The 15,509-nt window shown below is 61.9% G+C and carries 20 protein-coding genes; 15 read left to right on the top strand and 5 right to left on the bottom strand.

The annotated features are described in order from the left end of the window. Window positions 1–9: 9 nt before the first annotated feature. From OQE62_RS11125 to OQE62_RS11155, 7 genes are read left to right on the top strand one after another with little or no spacing between them, the layout of a single operon-like run. Window positions 10–414 carry a DUF2170 family protein gene (locus OQE62_RS11125; RefSeq protein ID WP_265722107.1) on the top strand — a complete coding sequence of 135 codons (405 nt, stop codon included), beginning with the start codon at window positions 10–12 and terminating at the stop codon, window positions 412–414. Next, complete coding sequence (locus OQE62_RS11130; protein WP_265722108.1) at window positions 411–1,106, top strand: PspA/IM30 family protein; 696 nt, start codon at window positions 411–413, stop codon at window positions 1,104–1,106. Before OQE62_RS11125 ends, OQE62_RS11130 begins: the two co-directional genes overlap by 4 nt. A 3-nt stretch (window positions 1,107–1,109) precedes the next feature. After that, the gene (locus OQE62_RS11135; protein WP_265722109.1) at window positions 1,110–2,183 is read left to right on the top strand and encodes a potassium channel family protein; all 1,074 of its coding nucleotides are present in this window, start codon (window positions 1,110–1,112) and stop codon (window positions 2,181–2,183) included. Next, window positions 2,168–2,818 carry a YjfK family protein gene (locus OQE62_RS11140; protein ID WP_265722110.1) on the top strand — a complete coding sequence of 217 codons (651 nt, stop codon included), beginning with the start codon at window positions 2,168–2,170 and terminating at the stop codon, window positions 2,816–2,818. The genes OQE62_RS11135 and OQE62_RS11140 overlap by 16 nt, the downstream gene beginning before the upstream one ends. A gap of 28 nt (window positions 2,819–2,846) precedes the next feature. Next, complete coding sequence (locus tag OQE62_RS11145) at window positions 2,847–3,263, top strand: DUF350 domain-containing protein (protein WP_265722111.1); 417 nt, start codon at window positions 2,847–2,849, stop codon at window positions 3,261–3,263. A 12-nt stretch (window positions 3,264–3,275) separates the two neighbouring features. Continuing rightward, a complete protein-coding gene (locus tag OQE62_RS11150; RefSeq protein ID WP_265722112.1) occupies window positions 3,276–3,878 on the top strand; it encodes a DUF1190 domain-containing protein in 603 nt (200 codons plus the stop codon). A gap of 3 nt (window positions 3,879–3,881) precedes the next feature. Continuing rightward, on the top strand, window positions 3,882–5,048 hold the full coding sequence (locus tag OQE62_RS11155) for a glutathionylspermidine synthase family protein (protein WP_265722113.1): 1,167 nt from the start codon (window positions 3,882–3,884) through the stop codon (window positions 5,046–5,048). A 160-nt stretch (window positions 5,049–5,208) separates the two neighbouring features. Here the strand turns inward: OQE62_RS11155 and OQE62_RS11160 are convergent, their stop codons facing one another. Beyond that, complete coding sequence (locus OQE62_RS11160) at window positions 5,209–6,813, bottom strand: hybrid sensor histidine kinase/response regulator (protein ID WP_265722114.1); 1,605 nt, start codon at window positions 6,811–6,813, stop codon at window positions 5,209–5,211. 143 nt (window positions 6,814–6,956) lie between these two features. On the opposite strand from OQE62_RS11160, the gene OQE62_RS11165 reads away from it, so the two are divergent. The 4 genes from OQE62_RS11165 (at window position 6,957) to OQE62_RS11180 (ending at window position 10,530) form a co-directional block, all read left to right on the top strand. Beyond that, window positions 6,957–7,280, top strand: a complete 324-nt coding sequence (locus OQE62_RS11165) for a helix-turn-helix domain-containing protein (RefSeq protein ID WP_265722115.1) — start codon at window positions 6,957–6,959, stop codon at window positions 7,278–7,280. A 62-nt stretch (window positions 7,281–7,342) separates the two neighbouring features. Then, entirely contained in the window at window positions 7,343–8,746 is a 1,404-nt protein-coding gene (locus tag OQE62_RS11170; RefSeq protein WP_265722116.1) for an amidohydrolase, read from the top strand. Window positions 8,747–8,751: 5 nt separating this feature from the next. Next, window positions 8,752–10,056 carry an amidohydrolase family protein gene (locus tag OQE62_RS11175; protein ID WP_265722144.1) on the top strand — a complete coding sequence of 435 codons (1,305 nt, stop codon included), beginning with the start codon at window positions 8,752–8,754 and terminating at the stop codon, window positions 10,054–10,056. A gap of 75 nt (window positions 10,057–10,131) precedes the next feature. Then, window positions 10,132–10,530, top strand: a complete 399-nt coding sequence (locus OQE62_RS11180; RefSeq protein WP_265722117.1) for an MAPEG family protein — start codon at window positions 10,132–10,134, stop codon at window positions 10,528–10,530. A gap of 320 nt (window positions 10,531–10,850) precedes the next feature. Here OQE62_RS11180 and OQE62_RS11185 read toward each other — a convergent pair whose 3' ends face one another. The 3 genes from OQE62_RS11185 to OQE62_RS11195 all read right to left on the bottom strand — a co-directional run bounded on the left by OQE62_RS11185 (window position 10,851) and on the right by OQE62_RS11195 (window position 12,701). Further along, complete coding sequence (locus OQE62_RS11185; protein ID WP_265722118.1) at window positions 10,851–11,186, bottom strand: YebG family protein; 336 nt, start codon at window positions 11,184–11,186, stop codon at window positions 10,851–10,853. A 295-nt stretch (window positions 11,187–11,481) separates the two neighbouring features. Then, window positions 11,482–12,099 carry a LysE family translocator gene (locus OQE62_RS11190; protein ID WP_265722119.1) on the bottom strand — a complete coding sequence of 206 codons (618 nt, stop codon included), beginning with the start codon at window positions 12,097–12,099 and terminating at the stop codon, window positions 11,482–11,484. After that, window positions 12,099–12,701, bottom strand: coding sequence for a DUF924 family protein (locus OQE62_RS11195; protein ID WP_265722120.1), 603 nt, complete (start codon window positions 12,699–12,701; stop codon window positions 12,099–12,101). Before OQE62_RS11195 ends, OQE62_RS11190 begins: the two co-directional genes overlap by 1 nt. A gap of 118 nt (window positions 12,702–12,819) precedes the next feature. On the opposite strand from OQE62_RS11195, the gene OQE62_RS11200 reads away from it, so the two are divergent. From OQE62_RS11200 to OQE62_RS11215, 4 genes are read left to right on the top strand one after another with little or no spacing between them, the layout of a single operon-like run. Continuing rightward, complete coding sequence (locus OQE62_RS11200) at window positions 12,820–13,095, top strand: hypothetical protein (RefSeq protein WP_265722121.1); 276 nt, start codon at window positions 12,820–12,822, stop codon at window positions 13,093–13,095. A 40-nt stretch (window positions 13,096–13,135) separates the two neighbouring features. Continuing rightward, window positions 13,136–13,948 carry a DUF6249 domain-containing protein gene (locus OQE62_RS11205; protein ID WP_265722122.1) on the top strand — a complete coding sequence of 271 codons (813 nt, stop codon included), beginning with the start codon at window positions 13,136–13,138 and terminating at the stop codon, window positions 13,946–13,948. A gap of 12 nt (window positions 13,949–13,960) precedes the next feature. Next, complete coding sequence (locus OQE62_RS11210) at window positions 13,961–14,518, top strand: sigma-70 family RNA polymerase sigma factor (RefSeq protein WP_265722123.1); 558 nt, start codon at window positions 13,961–13,963, stop codon at window positions 14,516–14,518. 28 nt (window positions 14,519–14,546) lie between these two features. Further along, window positions 14,547–14,891, top strand: a complete 345-nt coding sequence (locus tag OQE62_RS11215; RefSeq protein WP_265722145.1) for a hypothetical protein — start codon at window positions 14,547–14,549, stop codon at window positions 14,889–14,891. Between the two features lie 106 nt (window positions 14,892–14,997). Here OQE62_RS11215 and OQE62_RS11220 read toward each other — a convergent pair whose 3' ends face one another. Next, window positions 14,998–15,495: an LEA type 2 family protein gene (locus tag OQE62_RS11220; protein WP_265722124.1), complete on the bottom strand. Its 498-nt coding sequence runs from the start codon at window positions 15,493–15,495 to the stop codon at window positions 14,998–15,000. Between the last annotated feature and the right edge of the window lie 14 nt (window positions 15,496–15,509).

Consider the following 15,509-nt stretch of genomic DNA (forward strand, 5'->3'; position numbering starts at 1 on the left):
GGAGTTGAAATGACCTGGAACAACGAAAACCTGCGCCAGCTGGCGCAGCAGCACCCGGATTGGGTGGTCGAGGCGGAGGGGGATTGCCTCAGCGTCTCCAACGACGAGGGTGTGGACGCCTTCGTCTATGTGGGGGAAGAGCAGATCGTCGTGGAGACCATCCTGTTCCCCGTCGATCGTGTGGATGACGAGGCGGCGCTGAACAAACTGATTCTGCAGACCCACCAACTGGTGCCCCTGACCACCATTGCGATCAAGAACATCGGTGCGGAAAGCTACTACGTCGCTTTCGGCGCCTTGTCGGTGTCCAGCAAGGACGAGGTTGTGATCGAGGAAATCGAAACCCTGTTCGCCAATGTCGGCGATTTCCTGGACCTGTACGCGGAACACTTTGAGATGGAGGGTGTGGCATGAGCCTGAGAAAAATCTGGACCGCCCTGCGCGGCGCGGTGAACGAGGGAACCGAGGCCGTTGTCGACAGCCAGTCCCTGCGCATCCTCGACCAGGAGCTGCGTGAAGCCAAGTCCGAGCTGAAGGCCTGCGATGAAAACCTGACCAAGATCATGGCCAAGCGCAAGCTGTCTGAGAACAAGGTCAACTCCCTGCAGGCGGATATCGACAACTACAGCAACCACGCCATTGCCGCCAACGAAAAGGGTGACGAGACCCTGGCCATCGAGTGCGCCGAACGCGTGGCCGAGCTGGAGTCCCAGCTGGAAATGGAACAGGGGCTGCTGGACGGCTTCCTGAACTCCGAGCGCTCGCTGAAAAGCAATATTGCCAAGGCCAAGGCCAATGTGCGCCGCATGGAGCAGCAGATCGACCAGGTCAAGGCGACCGAGTCGGTACAGAAAGCCCAGGTGGCGGTTTCCACCCGACATACGGGAGCCAACAGCAAGGTGAAGACCGCGCTGGACAGCCTCGATCGTATCAAGAACAAGCAGCAACAGCGCTCGGCGGAGCTGGAGGCGGCGGAGGAACTGGCCGCGGACGAGAGCGGCTCCAGCCTGGAAGGCAAGCTGAAGGCAGCCGGTATTACGCCGGGCGGACAGGCCAGCGGCAGCGACAAACTGGCACAGTTGTTGGCCAAGCGCGAAAAGGCCTGATCCATGCTGCTGTATAAAGTGCGACGCCTGATGGCGTCGCTTTTTATTAGAGCCAATGTAATTACCGTACTGCTTCTGGTGGCCGGCTATGGGGTGAGCAGTTATCTGCTGATGGCCGCCGCCGGTGAAGCGGATATCGTTGCGTCGGAAAACTTTATTTACTGGCTGGTGGTGACGGGCTCCACTGTCGGTTACGGAGATTTCTCACCGGTGACGCCGGCGGGCAAATGGGCGGTGACCTTGTGGGTGATTCCCCTCGGCCTGAGCCTGTTCGCCATGGTTCTTACCCGGATGGGTTTTGCGATTTCGGAATTTGTCCAGCGGGGCAAAAAGGGTTTGCGCACAATGAATCACGAAAACCATACAGTAATCATCGGCTGGAACGGTGCCCGCACCCTGCGGCTGATCGAGTTGCTGTTGTCCAAGACCAACGGTGACGCGTCGGAGCTGGTGCTCTGCGTGGAGGCGGATATTGAAAACCCGATGCCGGGTCGTATCGACTTTGTGCGCGTCGAGTCCTTCTCCCATGCCGAGACGATGGACCGCGCGAGCCTGGACAAGGCCGCGCGGATCATTATCGACAATCCGCTCGACGACGTGACCCTGACTATCGCGCTCTTCTGTGACAAGGTCAGCCCGGACAGCCACAAGACCGCCTATTTCCAGGATGAAACCGTGGGCGAACTGCTGCGTTCCCACTGTCCGAAGATCGAGTGTATTCCGTCGGTGGCGGTGGAGCTGCTGGCGAAATCCTCGCTGGACCCGGGCTCTGCCCGGCTGCACCGGCAACTGCTGGACAGCACCTACGGCATGACCCAGTACAGTGTGCAGTACGGGGGCGAGACGCCGTTGCCGGTGGGTGCGTTGTTCGACCACTTCAAGCACGGCCTGTCCGCGACCCTGGTTGGTGTGCGCCGCGATGGCGAACAGAAGATTGATATCAATCCCGGCCTGGACGAGAATGTCGTCCGCGGCGACACCCTCTACTATATCGCCGCCGCGCGGCTCGACGACGAGCGCTGCTTCGATATCAAAATCACCGACAGGGAAGATCTCGACGAATGCTTGCCAAACTGATCGGGAAATTCGGCAAAGGGGAGCCCCGCAAAGAGACGCCCTCCATCATGGGGTTGCGCCTGGGCGCCAGCTTCGAGGTGGATCCGCTTTCGATTCGCCTGGTGCTGGACGAGCTCACCATCGGATCCTTTTCCCCCACGCAGATTATCAAGGCCGCCGGAGTAGTCGACCTGGACGGCACCTGGGTGTATCGCTTTTACACCGATGACGATGCTTGGTTGCAGGTGGTGGCCGAGGGTGGCAACCGCGACGAACACGTGGTGGACGTGAAGTTGTTTCACTTCTACGACACCCTTGAGGTCGCCTCGGAGCAGGCCTGGAACAACATGCTGGAGCGGGAGATCGGCGGCCCCTCCTACGAACTGGACGGCCGCAGCTACCGCCGTGTCTGGACTGCGGCGGGGACGTATCACAACCCGGTGCACATGGCCGAGAAAACCTACGATGAGGATGGCGATCACTCCGGTACCGACCAGTTCACCATGCTGTTCGAGCGCGAGCTTTCGGACCAGCGCACCGAGTCCCTGTTCCTTTCTGCCGAGGAGAAACTGGAAGAGGGCGGCTACCTGAGCCGCTGCCTGGTGCTCAGCACCGGAATCACCCTGACACCCTCACAACTGACCATTCACGGATAACCCGGATTTTCACAACAAGGAGAAACACATGGACCAGCCCTACGATTTACTGACTGGTATCGTGCATTTTGCGGCCTATTTCGGCCTGTCACTGGTATTGTTAATCGCCTTCAAATTTCTCTACGCACTGGTGACACCGCACGACGAGTGGAAACTGATCCGTGAAGAAAAGAATACCGCCGCGGCCATCGGCTTTGGTGGCGCCGTGCTGGGTTTTGCCATCGCCCTCGGCGGTGCCGCCAGTAACTCCGTGTCGCTGCTCGACTTCGCCACCTGGGCGTTGATCGCGCTGGTGGCGCAGCTGCTGGCCTTTGCCATTATCCGTTTCGGCTTTATGCCGCGCATCGTTGCCCGCATCGAAGAGGGCGAAATCAGCGCTGGTGTCATGCTGGCCGCCACCACCATTTCCGTAGGTGTGCTCAACGCCGCCTGCATGTCCTATTGATCGGGAGGCGCCATGAAACGTACCAGACATATCAATCTCGAACGTATGCGCAAGGCGGCCAGCGGCCGTTTTAGCGCCCGCCCGCTGGCTCTGGGTGTGGCCGCGGCGGCGCTGATGGGCTGTGCGCCGAAGGAGGAGGTCAAGGTGGTCTCTTCCGTCGACGACTGCGTGAGCAGTACGGAACTGGATGAACAGCAGTGCGAAGCCGCCTATAAAAAGGCGCTGGCGGAAGCCGAGCGCACCGGGCCCAAGTTCCGCAGCGAGCGGCGCTGCGAGTCGGAATTCGACAGTTGCCAGCAAGCGGGCGGCAGCATGTGGATGCCGCTGATGACCGGCTTTATGGTCGCCTCCATGCTGGACAACCGCGACCGCCACTCCGGCTACTACAATCCGGTCTATCGCTACTCGCGCCCGCACTCGAATTATTACAATCGCTTGATGACTGCCGACGGCGAGGTGGTCGGTCGCTACGGCAAGAGCTCCTACACCGTCGATCGCTCCAGCACCCGACCCAAACCCACGGTGAGCCGGACTGTGTCTCGCGGCGGCTTCGGTTCCGTTGCGTCTGCCAAATCCAGCTGGGGCGGCGGCCGTTCCGGGGGCTGGGGGGGATAAACAGTGCTGCGTATCCCCATCGGCGAGCGCCCCGGCTGGAAGGCCAGGGCGCGGGAGTTCGGTTTCGGCTTTCACACCATGTACGGGGAACCCTACTGGGATGAGAGCGCCTATTACCAGTTTTCCCTGGCGGAAGTAGAGCGGGACATCGAGGATCCCACCGCGGAAATCCACCAGATGTGTCTGGAGGTGGTTGCGCGGGTGGTGGCGGACGACGAACTGATGCGCCGCTTCTGCATCCCGGAATCCCACTGGGACTTCGTGCGCACTTCCTGGCGCAATGGCGATCCCAGCCTTTACTCGCGCCTGGACCTGGCCTATTCCGGCAAGGGCCCGGCCAAGCTCTACGAAAATAACGCGGATACGCCCACCAGCCTGTACGAAACGGGCTTCTGGCAGTGGCTGTGGTTGCAGGACAATGTGGACCGGCGCGCGCTGCCGCTACAGGCGGACCAGTTCAACAGCCTGCAGGAAAAACTGGTCAACCGATTCCGCGACCTGCAGTTCCTGACCCCCGGCCGCGCAATGCACTTCGCCTGTTGCAAGGATACCGAAGAGGATCGGGGTACGGTGCAGTATCTGGAGGACTGTGCACGCGAGGCGGAGCTCGATTGCCACTTTGTTTATGTAGAGGATATCGGCCGCGATGCCGAGGGGCGTTTTACCGATCTGGAGGATCGGGTAATCACCTGGATGTTCAAGCTGTATCCCTGGGAATTCATGTTCCGGGAGGAGTACGGCGACTACCTGGGCAGCAACAATATCCGCTGGCTGGAACCGCCGTGGAAGGCGATCCTGTCCAACAAGGCACTGCTGCCGATGTTGTGGCAGATGTTCCCGAATCACCCGAACCTGCTGCCGGCCTTTTTCGAGGACGAGCTGGACCGGGCGGGGGAGCACGAGGCGCTGGTGAAAAAGCCGATCTTTGCCCGCGAGGGGGCCAATATCTCCATCGTGCGCGGCGGCGATAGCCAGCCGCTGTCCGACGGGCCCTACGGAGAGGAGGGGTTTGTCTACCAGGCCCTGCATGCACTGCCCCAGTTCGGCCGCAATCACACGCTGATCGGCAGTTGGCTGGTGGATGACGAGGCGGCGGGCATGTCACTGCGCGAAGATGACAGCATGATCACCCAGGACCTGAGCCGCTACCTGCCGCACGCAATCGTGTGAACGCCTTATTTTGCGGAGCTGGAGCTCCGCGTTCCCGGGATCCGTAGGGTGCGCTGTGCGCACCGGCCGGTTTCGGGGCGGGTTTCAACGGTATCGGTGCGCACGGCGTACCCTGCGAGCTGTGCAGGTTGGACTGAGCTCCGCGAAGTCCAACACTGAATCAGGCGGGCTCCAGTTGCCCGCTCCGCACCAACTCCTCGATTTTCTCCTGCAACTGTTCATAGGTAAACGGCTTCGGAATACAGTCCAGGATTCCATCCTCGAGAATTTCCTGCACCTTGCTGTCCACGCTGTAGCCAGTGGATAGCATCGCCTTGATATCCGGGTTGATGCGCTTCAGGAAAGAAAACAGCTGCTGGCCATCCATGCGCGGCATGATCATGTCGAGCAGCACCAGGTCGACGGTTTCATAGTGCTCCCGGTAATAGTTGATCGCCTCCTCGGCGCCGGAGAAGGTCGTCACTTCGTGGCCGTGCATCTCGAACAGGGTTTTGGAGTACTGGCGCACTATGGCTTCGTCATCCACCACCATGATACGGATCTGTTTCTGCGGCCCGCGCTCGCTGGGCTTTTTCGGGGCGAGCCTGGCGCAGTCTTTGATAATAGGCAGGTACAGGTCGAAGCTGCTTCCCTCGCCTTCGCTGCTGTGGCAGCGGATGGCGCCCTTGTGCAGGTGGGTGGTGCCGTAAACCGCCGCCAGGCCGAGGCCGGCGCCGCGGCCGCTTCCCTTGGTGGTGAAAAAAGGCTCGAAAATGCGCCGGCGTATTTCCGCCGGCATACCGGTACCACTGTCGGAGATATTGATCAGCAGGTACTGGCCGGGCTCGATTTCGAAATCCGAAATCTTGACCGGGGTTTCGATGGTTACGTTGCTGGTACTGAAGCTCAGTGAACCACCGGTGGGCATTGCATCCTTGGCATTGATCCCCAGGTTGAGAAAGGTACTCTTCAGTTGTGCGGGATCGCCCATCACATGGGGGCGGCTGGCGTCCAGCTGCTGAGCGATATGGATGCGGCGGTCGATGGTGCGCTCCAGCATGGCGCAGACATCGCGGATGATCTCGTGGGTGTTGCACTCGCTCAGCTGATAGTTGCCCTTGCGGGCGAAGGTGAGCAGCTGCCTGGTGAGTTCGGCGGCATGCTGTGCCGTGGTGAGTATATGGTTGATATATTCGCTCACGCGGGCATCGCAGGTGATCTGTTGAATCACCTCGGCATAGCCGGTAATACCGTGGATCATATTGTTGAAATCGTGTGCGATACCGCCGGCGAGCTCGCCGATTGCCTGCATTTTCTGAGCCTGGCGCAGCTCCTCTTCCAGCAGCCGTTGCCTGGTAATGTCCGAGCCGATACTGAGCACACCGATGGCCTCGCCGTTGTCATCGGTCAGCAGCTTGTTGGTCCAGGCCACCCAGACCCGCTCGCCGTTCCTGGTGACATTTTCGTTGACGTTGTAGCGGTGTTCCTCGGGGTGGCTGCAGATATGATCCATCAGGGGGCGCAGGTCGCGGCCGGTGCTTTCGTTGGCGGGGACTATGGTGCCGACCACGTGCTGCCCGATGATTTCCTCTTCGGTATAGCCGAAGAAGTGTTGGGCATACTCATTGAAGAAGGTGATGAGGCCGTTTTTATCCCAGCGCAGGATGATGGAATTGGCGTGCTCAACCAGTTCTCGATAGCGCTCTTCACTTTTCCGCAGCGCTTCATGGATATGGATTGAATCCTGCGGATAGGGCGGGGCAGCGTCGTTATGATAGTTTGCCATCAATCCATCCTGGACACTTTTTCGTCAATGATTCCAACATGACGATGGCCCAAAGTCCACATCGTCGCGCGACTTTTGCGAATGATTTCCGATTTTTAACCAGTCGATTATGGGCTACAATTTTCCTTTTGCTCGGAAGTGGCATGGCTGAACAACAGGTGATGGCAGAGCGGGATCGATTGTTGACACAGATCGGCGACCACGTTCGCCACCTGCGCCTCTCTGCCAATATTTCCCAGGAAGAACTGGCGGCGACATCCGGTGTGGGCCTGAGTACCCTGAAGAGGCTCGAGCGCGGGGAGGGTTGCAACCTGGCGGCATTGCTACAGGTGCTGGAACCGCTGGATGCTGCCGGCAAGCTGGAAGCCTTTTTTGCCCGGCTCGCGGGAGAGGTTCGCACTAGCGGTCCCGACGGGGAGCGCCGGCGGGCCTCTTCCCTGCGGCGGCCGGCAACGTCCGGGAAGTAAAAGTCGGCGCCGCCTGATAGCATGTAATAACAACTTAAAATTCAAAAAACTGGACGATCGATATGAAGTTCCATTCTCGCTGTCTGGTAGCCGCGCTCAGCGCCGCGCTACTGCTCTCCGGGTGCGGGGAGGAAAAGACATCCGAGGGGCAGAAAGAGTCTGTGACCTTTGCCAGCCAGGATGCCTTCCCCTCAACCTATTCCGTCACCCAGTCCCGACCGGTCGTAATCCGCGGGGCGACACTGCTTACCGGTACCGATGAAAAAATGGACAGCGCCGACCTGTTGCTGACCGATGGTGTGATTACGGGTATCGGTGAAGGACTGGAGGCCCCCGGGGATGCCCTGGAGATCGACGGCAGCGGCAAGTGGGTGACGCCCGGAATCATCGACGTCCACTCCCACCTCGGCGACTACCCGGCACCGGCGATCGAATCCTCCCAGGACGGCAACGAAATGACCTCGCCCAACACCGCCGAGGTCTGGGCCGAGCACTCGGTCTGGACCCAGGACCCGCAGTTCGCCCTGGCGCTGGCCGGCGGTGTGACCACCCTGCAGATACTGCCGGGTTCCGCCAACCTGTTCGGCGGTCGCGGTGTTACCCTGAAAAATGTGCCCGCCCGGCGCGTACAGGATATGAAGTTCCCGGGAGCGCCCTATGGCCTGAAGATGGCCTGCGGCGAAAACCCCAAACGTGTCTACGGCAGCAAGGGCACGGCACCGTCCACCCGCATGGGCAATGTGGCCGGCTACCGCAAGGCCTGGATTGCCGCCGCCAACTACAAGAAGAAGTGGGATGACTACGGGAAGAACGGCGGCGACAAGCCGGAACGCAATCTGGAGCTGGAAACCCTGGCCGGTGTACTCGATGGCGAAATCCTGGTGCACAACCACTGTTACCGCGGCGAGGAAATGGCCATCATGATGGATATCGCCAGGGAGTTCGATTTCCAGGTGTCCACCTTCCATCACGCCGTGGAGGCCTACAAGGTGGCGGACCTGCTGGCGGAGAACAATGTCTGTGCCGCCGTCTGGGCCGACTGGTGGGGCTTCAAGCACGAGGCCTACGATATGACCCAGGCCAACCTGGCGATTCTCGATCAGGCGGAGGCCTGCGCCATGATCCACTCCGATTCCGCCGTGGGCATCCAGCACCTGAATGAAGAGGTGGCCAAGGCGATGACCGCGGGCCGGCGCGCGGGCTTCGATATCCCGCCCGAGCACGCGGTCGGCTGGATGACCCTGAACCCGGCCAAAGCCCTGGGGGTTGCCGAAAAAACCGGCAGCCTGGAGAAGGGCAAGATGGCCGATGTGGTGGTCTGGTCCGGCAATCCGTTCAGTGTCTACAGCAAGGCCGAGAAAGTCTTTATCGACGGCGAGCTGATGTACGACCGGGACGACCCAACCCGCCAGCCGCGCACGGATTTCGAATTGGGTATTCTGGATGCAGAGGGGGAGCGGCTGTGAACAAGATGGTCAGGAAAATAGCGATGAGTTGCGCCCTGTTACTGGGTGTGGCGGCCCCCCAACTGCAGGCGGAAACCCTGCTGATCACGGGCGGGAAGGTACATACGCTGGGTGAAGCCGGCAGCCTCGAGACGGCGGATATCCTGTTGCGCGACGGTCGCGTGGAAGCGGTGGGACCGTCGCTGGACCTGTCCGCCGACAGGACCATCGATGCGTCCGGAAAGGTGGTTACGCCGGGCGTGATCGCGCCGGTCAGCGAACTGGGCCTGACCGAAATCGGTGCTGCAAGCGACACCAACGACTATGCGGTAACCGGCGAGAGTATCGGCAGCGCCTTCGACCCGATGCCGGCCTTCAATCCCAAATCCACCCTGATTCCTTTCAATCGCGCCGGCGGCGTTACCCGCGCGCTGGTGTTTCCGGGAATCAGCTTGTGGGGCGAGGGTGTCGGCGATCCACAGCGGGTGTTTGCCGGACGCAGCTTTGCGATTGAACTCAACGGCGAATTCGACAGTGTCGTCGCCACGGACCTGGCGCAGAAAGCCTATCTGGGCGAGGCCGGCGGTCAACTGGCCGGTGGCAGCCGTGCCAGTGCCTTCGCCAAGGTGAAAAGCGCACTGCGAGAGGCCGCCGAATACCGGGATCACCGGGATGCCATCCGCCGCGGAGACTGGCGCACGCTCAATCATTCCGCCGCCGACCTGGAGGCCTTGCAGCCGGTGATCGACGGCGAACAGCCGTTGCTGGTTACCGTCAATCGCGCCAGCGATATTCTCGCAGTCATCGATCTCGCGGAGCAGTTCGAGCTGGAGTTGATTGTCCAGGGTGCGGCCGAGGGCTGGATGGTGGCCGATCAACTGGCCGCTGCCGGTGTGCCGGTGGTGATCGATGCAATCGACAACCTGCCGATCTCCTTCTCCAGCCTGGGGGCGCGCTTCGACAACGCGGCGCTGTTGCACGAGGCCGGCGTCACGCTGGCCATCTCCGCACCGGGCTATGCCGGTACACACAACACCTACCTGTCGCGCCAATCGGCCGGGAATGCGGTGGCCTACGGCCTGCCGTACGAAGCGGGGCTCAAGGCCATCAGCACCAACGTCGCCGGGATTTTCGGCATCGAGGGTGGCGTTATCGAGCCCGGTGCCGTGGGCGATATCGCCATCTGGAACGGCGATCCGCTGGAGGTCACCAGCTTCCCGGAACAGTTGCTGATCGGCGGCGAACCGCAGTCACTGGTGACCCGTTCCACGCGCCTGAGAGACCGCTACCTGAAGCCGGAGCAGGGGCACGAGCACTGGTACCGGTTCTGATTCGGCGACACCGTCGCGGCAATGGGGCAGTTCCCGCAGGGAGCTGCCCCGCAGGCAACAAACAGGGAGATCCAAATGGCCCATATCACTTCCCTCTACGCCGGCCTTTGCGCACTGCTGATCATCGCGCTGGCGTTTCGCATCGTTGTTTTCCGTCGTTCGGAAAAAGTCGGCCTGGGCAGTGGCGGCCAGCACCGTGGGCAGGTGTTGATCCGCGCCCACGCCAATGCGATCGAGTATATCCCCGTCGCCCTGTTGCTGTTGTTGCTGGCGGAACTGAATGGACTCGGCGCTGCCTGGTTGCACCTGCTGGGGGGGATTTTCGTCCTGGCGCGACTGCTGCATGCCTACGGCCTGACCGCGAGCCAGGGCGGCTATCACCCGGGGCGTTTTATCGGCACGGCGGCAAGCTGGGCGGTGATCATCATGCTGGCGGGGGTCAATATCGGTATGGCGGTCGGGGCGGCGGCCTGATGGGGGCGGTTCGCCCCCTCTCCCCCGGATCAAGTCCGGGGCAGGCTCTAACCCTCTCCCTCCGGGACAAATCCGTCGGGAACGGATTTGGGCAGCTTTGGCTGGCCGAAGGCCGTGCGCCAAGGATGGCGCACGCCAGTGGGGCCGGGGGAGAGGGCAATGGATTGGCCCCGTGCATACCGCAGGTCCCGGTTGTTGGACTTCGCTTGCCGTGAACTGCTCACAGGGGTGAACCCAAAGCGGGCCGCCGCGGCAATCCCATAAAAAAAGCCCGGCGGAGCCGGGCACACAGGGATGGTGTTTCTGAATCGAAGGGTGGCTTACTGGTTGGCGGCCAGCGGTGTTACCCGGTCATCTTGCTCGCCTTCACCCTGGCCTTCGCTTTCCGGCTGCTCTTTTTGTGCGGATTCCTCTTCTTCCTCTTTCAGCAGTATCTCCGGCTTGCCTTTACAGGCTTTGGCCAGTACTTCGCGGCGCCTGGCCAGTAGCAGGCCAATTTCCTCGCCCACGCCCTCGGAAATGCCGTCAATATGGCGCTCGACCAGCGAGGTGATATTGGCGGCCAGCTCCAGCATTTTGTCGTGTTCTTCGGCTTCTTTTTTGTTGTCGAACATTGCTCCGTCTCTATCGCATTTCCATACAGCTACAACGGCCATTTGTGCCTCCGGTTCTTCTTAACTTGGCTTGTATGGATGTACAGTATCTGTATGTTTATTCAGTGTCAAGCGGTCCGGGGAATCCTGTCGGTGTGCGACAAGTGGAGGCGGGGATGCGATAGCCCGCCTGCGGGGCGGGGGAGCAACTGCCATAATGGGGTTGGTAGCCGGCTGTTTTCCCTTCCTACCCCCTTGAAGGCAGTCGGCTCCAACCCCGCAGTAAGACGTTGAGGCCCGCATTCCCCATGACGGGCCTTCTTTTTGTCTGCCGGAAAGGATTCGGCCTGTGGAGAGATCAGATTGTGAGCAGCAGGCGCGCGGCCAGTCCCAGCAGTAGAAGGCCGAAAACCTGCTGCAGGCGGTGTCCGGCCCTGTTGCTTATCCAGCTCCGGTTGCGCCCGGCCCGGATCGCCAGGGCGACGATGCAGTACCAGCCGCTGTCGATACCGGCGGCCAGTGCCGCCATTCCCAGTTTTGTGGACAGCAGTTGCTGCTCGTTGACGAACTGGCTGAACAGTGCGGTAAAGAACACTGCCACTTTCGGATTGAGAAACGCCACACCGAAGCCCTGCAGGGCCGCGCGGCCGACGGTCTGTTGCGGTGCGGGAACTTTCGCTGTATCGGCATTCGGGGCCGGTGCGCGCAGCGCCTGCCAGCCCAGGTAGATCAGCATGGCCGCGCCGGCCCACTGCAGTGCACTGAACAGCAGTGGCGAGCGGGTGATCAATACCGCGAGCCCGAAGGCGGTGAGCCCGGCGTAGACGGCAATACCGGCGCCGTGGGCGACGGCGCAGGCGAGGCCCTGGCGCACCCCGGAAGTGGCGCTGCGCAGTACGATCAGCAGGCTGGGGCCGGGGGACATGGCGCCCAGCGCGCAGATTCCGGCCAGGGAGACCCAGGCGAGCAGATCCATCAGAAGCCGCCTCCCTGTTCCAGCCACCGCTGTTCATCCGCTGTCGAGTCGCGCCCGAGGGCGGCATTGCGATGGGGGTAGCGGCCGAATTCCTCGATCACCTCCCGATGGGCGAGGGCGTACTGGTAGAAGCGCTCTGCCTCCGCGGCGCCCTCGGCACCGTCCGGGTAGTCCCGGCGCAGCCGGTCGAAGTAGGCCACAGAGCGGGCCTGCATCTGCGGGCTCTCGCCGTGTTCCAGCGGCATGCCGAGGAAGGCTCGCTGGTAGAGCCCCATCTTTCTGTCGTCGCCGCGTTCGATGGCGGCCAGCGCCAGCTCCCGCGCCAGCGGATCGCCGGCGAAGGCCTGCTGGCTGCCGCGGTAGATATTGCGGGTGAACTGGTCGCACAGCAGGATCAGCGCCATCTCTCCCCCCGGGCTGCCGCGCCAGCCATCCAGTTCGCCGGCGAGGGCGGCTTCCACCTGGGGGCCGAAGTCTTCCTCGATGCGGTTATCGAAGGCATCACTGCGGGTGAACCAGCGCTGGCGGTAGAGCGGCTCGACGGTCGCGTCGAGCTGTGTGCTGCCAAACCAGAATTTCAGTACCTCGGCGGGCTGGGACATGGGGAAATCTCGTTCAATTTTCAGGGTGGCTGCATCCAGATGCGGATTCCGTGCCGTCATAAGGGCATACAGGGACATTGATCTGGAGGCGACCATGGTAACCCCTGATACAGGATGTTTGAAAAAGGTACAATTTTGCGTTGCCGCTGCCCTGATGGCCTGGGGCCTGCAGGCGGGGGGAGCGGAACTCTCCCCGCCCATCGAGGAGGTCCAGCGGCAACTGACCCGGAAGGTGGAGGAGTCCTTCTCCCGCAAGCTCGAGGCGTGCGGGGATGGAGAAGGGCAAGAGAAAACAGAAAAGGAGAGCGGACCCCGCTACCCGGTGTGGATAGCGGCGGAGGAGGCGCCGGCGCTGTGGGCCGACACACTGCTGGCCGCGTCCCGGGCACAGTGACTCTGCAACAACAGTAGCAACATCACTAGAGAGCACAAAAATGAGAGCGAGAAACGAACATCACCACGGTATTGCTGCCCGCTGGCTGATAGGCCTGCTGGCGGCTTTGAGCCTGGCCACCGGCTGGGCGCAGGACAGCGATTCGGTGCCTATGCCGGAGCCACCGGCGCCGGCAGAGGCGCCGGCCCCCCCCGAAGCGGACAAGCAGGTGCGCATCACCCGCGGTGAGGATGGCACCCTGCGTATCCGTGCCCGGGACGACGACGGCCAGCGCACCGATGTCGAGGTGGACCTGGGCGAGGAGTTCGGCGGCAAATTGGCCGGCGAGATCTATCAGCAACTGGAGCGCAAAGGCATCCTGAACGAGCAGGGCCTGGTGGTCGAAGGGGCCATGGACAGTGTGCCGAGGAATATCAGTATCGGTATCTCCGGCGAACTCGATGGGGACTTCGGGGAGCATGGCGGTCACGGGGACAACTTCAATTTCGATGCGGAAGATGTGCTGATTCCCATCGTCGCCATCATCGCGTCCTTCGGAACCCCGATCCTGATCGTGTGGCTGGTGACCCGCAACAGCTACCGCAAGAAACAGCTGCTGATGGACAATATCAACCGCATGGTGGCCGAGGGCCGCGATATTCCGCCGGAGCTGCTGGATGCCATGGAAGGGGAGTCCCCCCGGAACATGAAAGACCGCGGTTTTACCCTGATCGCCGTCGGCCTGGCGCTCTTCATCTGGCTTACCATCACTGCCGGTATCGACGTCGGCAGCCTCGGCCTGATACCGCTGTTTATCGGCCTGGCCCGTTTTATCAACTGGAAGCTAGACAACCAGAGCACTCAGGCGGGCTAGGGACAGCGGTATATGGACCTCAATGACGGGGATTTGATCCGGCGCGTCGTCGACGGGGACCAGCGGGCCTACGCCCAGTTGGTCCGGCGCTATCAGTCACAGCTGCGATTCTCGCTCCGCCAGCTGTGCGATGGCGACCGGGGCCTGGCCGACGACATGGCGCAGGAGGCCTTCATCAAGGCCTACAAGGCGCTGCCGGCATTTCGTGGGGATGCGCGTTTCAGCACCTGGCTGTACCGCATCGCCTACAATCTCGTCATGAGCCACAAGCGCAAGAAGGCGCCGGATGTCGACCAGGAGGCGGTGGACCGCGCCCGCTCGGAAGAGAGCGTGGAGGAGGCCCAGCAGTTGGGCATGGCGCGGGACCTGGACTCGGCCATGAAGGAGCTCAGTGAGGCCCAGCGCCAGGCAGTGCACCTGTGCATGCAGCGCGGCTTTTCCCACGAGGAGGCGGCGAGTATCATGAAGCTGCCCCTGGGGACGGTAAAATCCCATGTCAATCGCGCGCGGGCCAAATTGCAGACGCTTCTGCAGGCGTGGCGCGAGGAGGTAGTCAGTGGCCAGCTTTGATCGACACCGCAATCGGCGGGACAACAGGGTGGATACCTTGAGCGATACAGCAATCGAGGGAAAGGATCCGGACTTCGACGCCTGGCTCAGCCAGCAGTTGCAGTTCCACGAGCCCTACCTGGACAACGATGGTTTCTGCGAGCAGGTCATGGAGCAGCTGCCTGCGCCATCCCGGCGTTCCGAGCGCCGCGCCGCCCGCTTCCAGTACGGCGCCGTGGTGGCCGCCTCGGCGATCGTCGCCTGGCAGTTCCCGTTCGACCGGGTCTGGATGGAGGCGCTGCAGCAGTCCATCAGCCTCTACAGCCTGGTGGGTGTCGGCATTCTCTCCTCCCTGGCCGCCATGACCGGCGGCATCCTTGCCGCCCGGCGCTAGCGCCGGGGGTTCTGCGGGCGAAAGCGCCGGGGGTTCTGCGGGCGAATACAGGGTTCGCCCGGCCCGCAGCGGCCCGGTTCCATCGGAGCAAACACGGGATTTGCGGTTACATCCGCTGGTCCAGATTGACTTCCCCCTCCTTGCGCACGGTAATCGACGGCACTATCGACCGGCGCAACCCCAGCTTCGCTTCCAGTTCGTAGGGAACCGTGTCCCGCCGGCTGCCGATCAGGTCCATCGCAGCAAAGACGGAGCCCACCAGGCTCGCGGTCGCGTCCACGACGATATCGTCCTGCCCGTAGGGCGCAATCGGCGGCAGATCGCTGGAGGTGCCGGTGAGCACCTTGTGGCCGGCCAGGTGCAGGGTGTAGTAGAGGCCCGACAGCGCCAGCTCGGAATTGTTGGGATTGAACACCCTGAGGTGGATGCGGAAGCGCAGGTTGTTGCCGGCCGCGGCGGGCAGCGGCTCGATCGAGGTGACCTCCACTTCCGGTTTCTGGAAGTTTGGCGAAAGTGCGGCACAGCCGCCGGTCAGCGCTACGAGAAAGCAGAGCAGCATCGCCGACAGCGGCATGTTGCGAAGAGTGCGATAGATTCCTGTCACAAAAAGTCCCCGGT

The sequence above is a fragment of the Microbulbifer halophilus genome (assembly GCF_026183675.1).
Classification (GTDB): Bacteria; Pseudomonadota; Gammaproteobacteria; order Pseudomonadales; family Cellvibrionaceae; genus Microbulbifer; species Microbulbifer halophilus.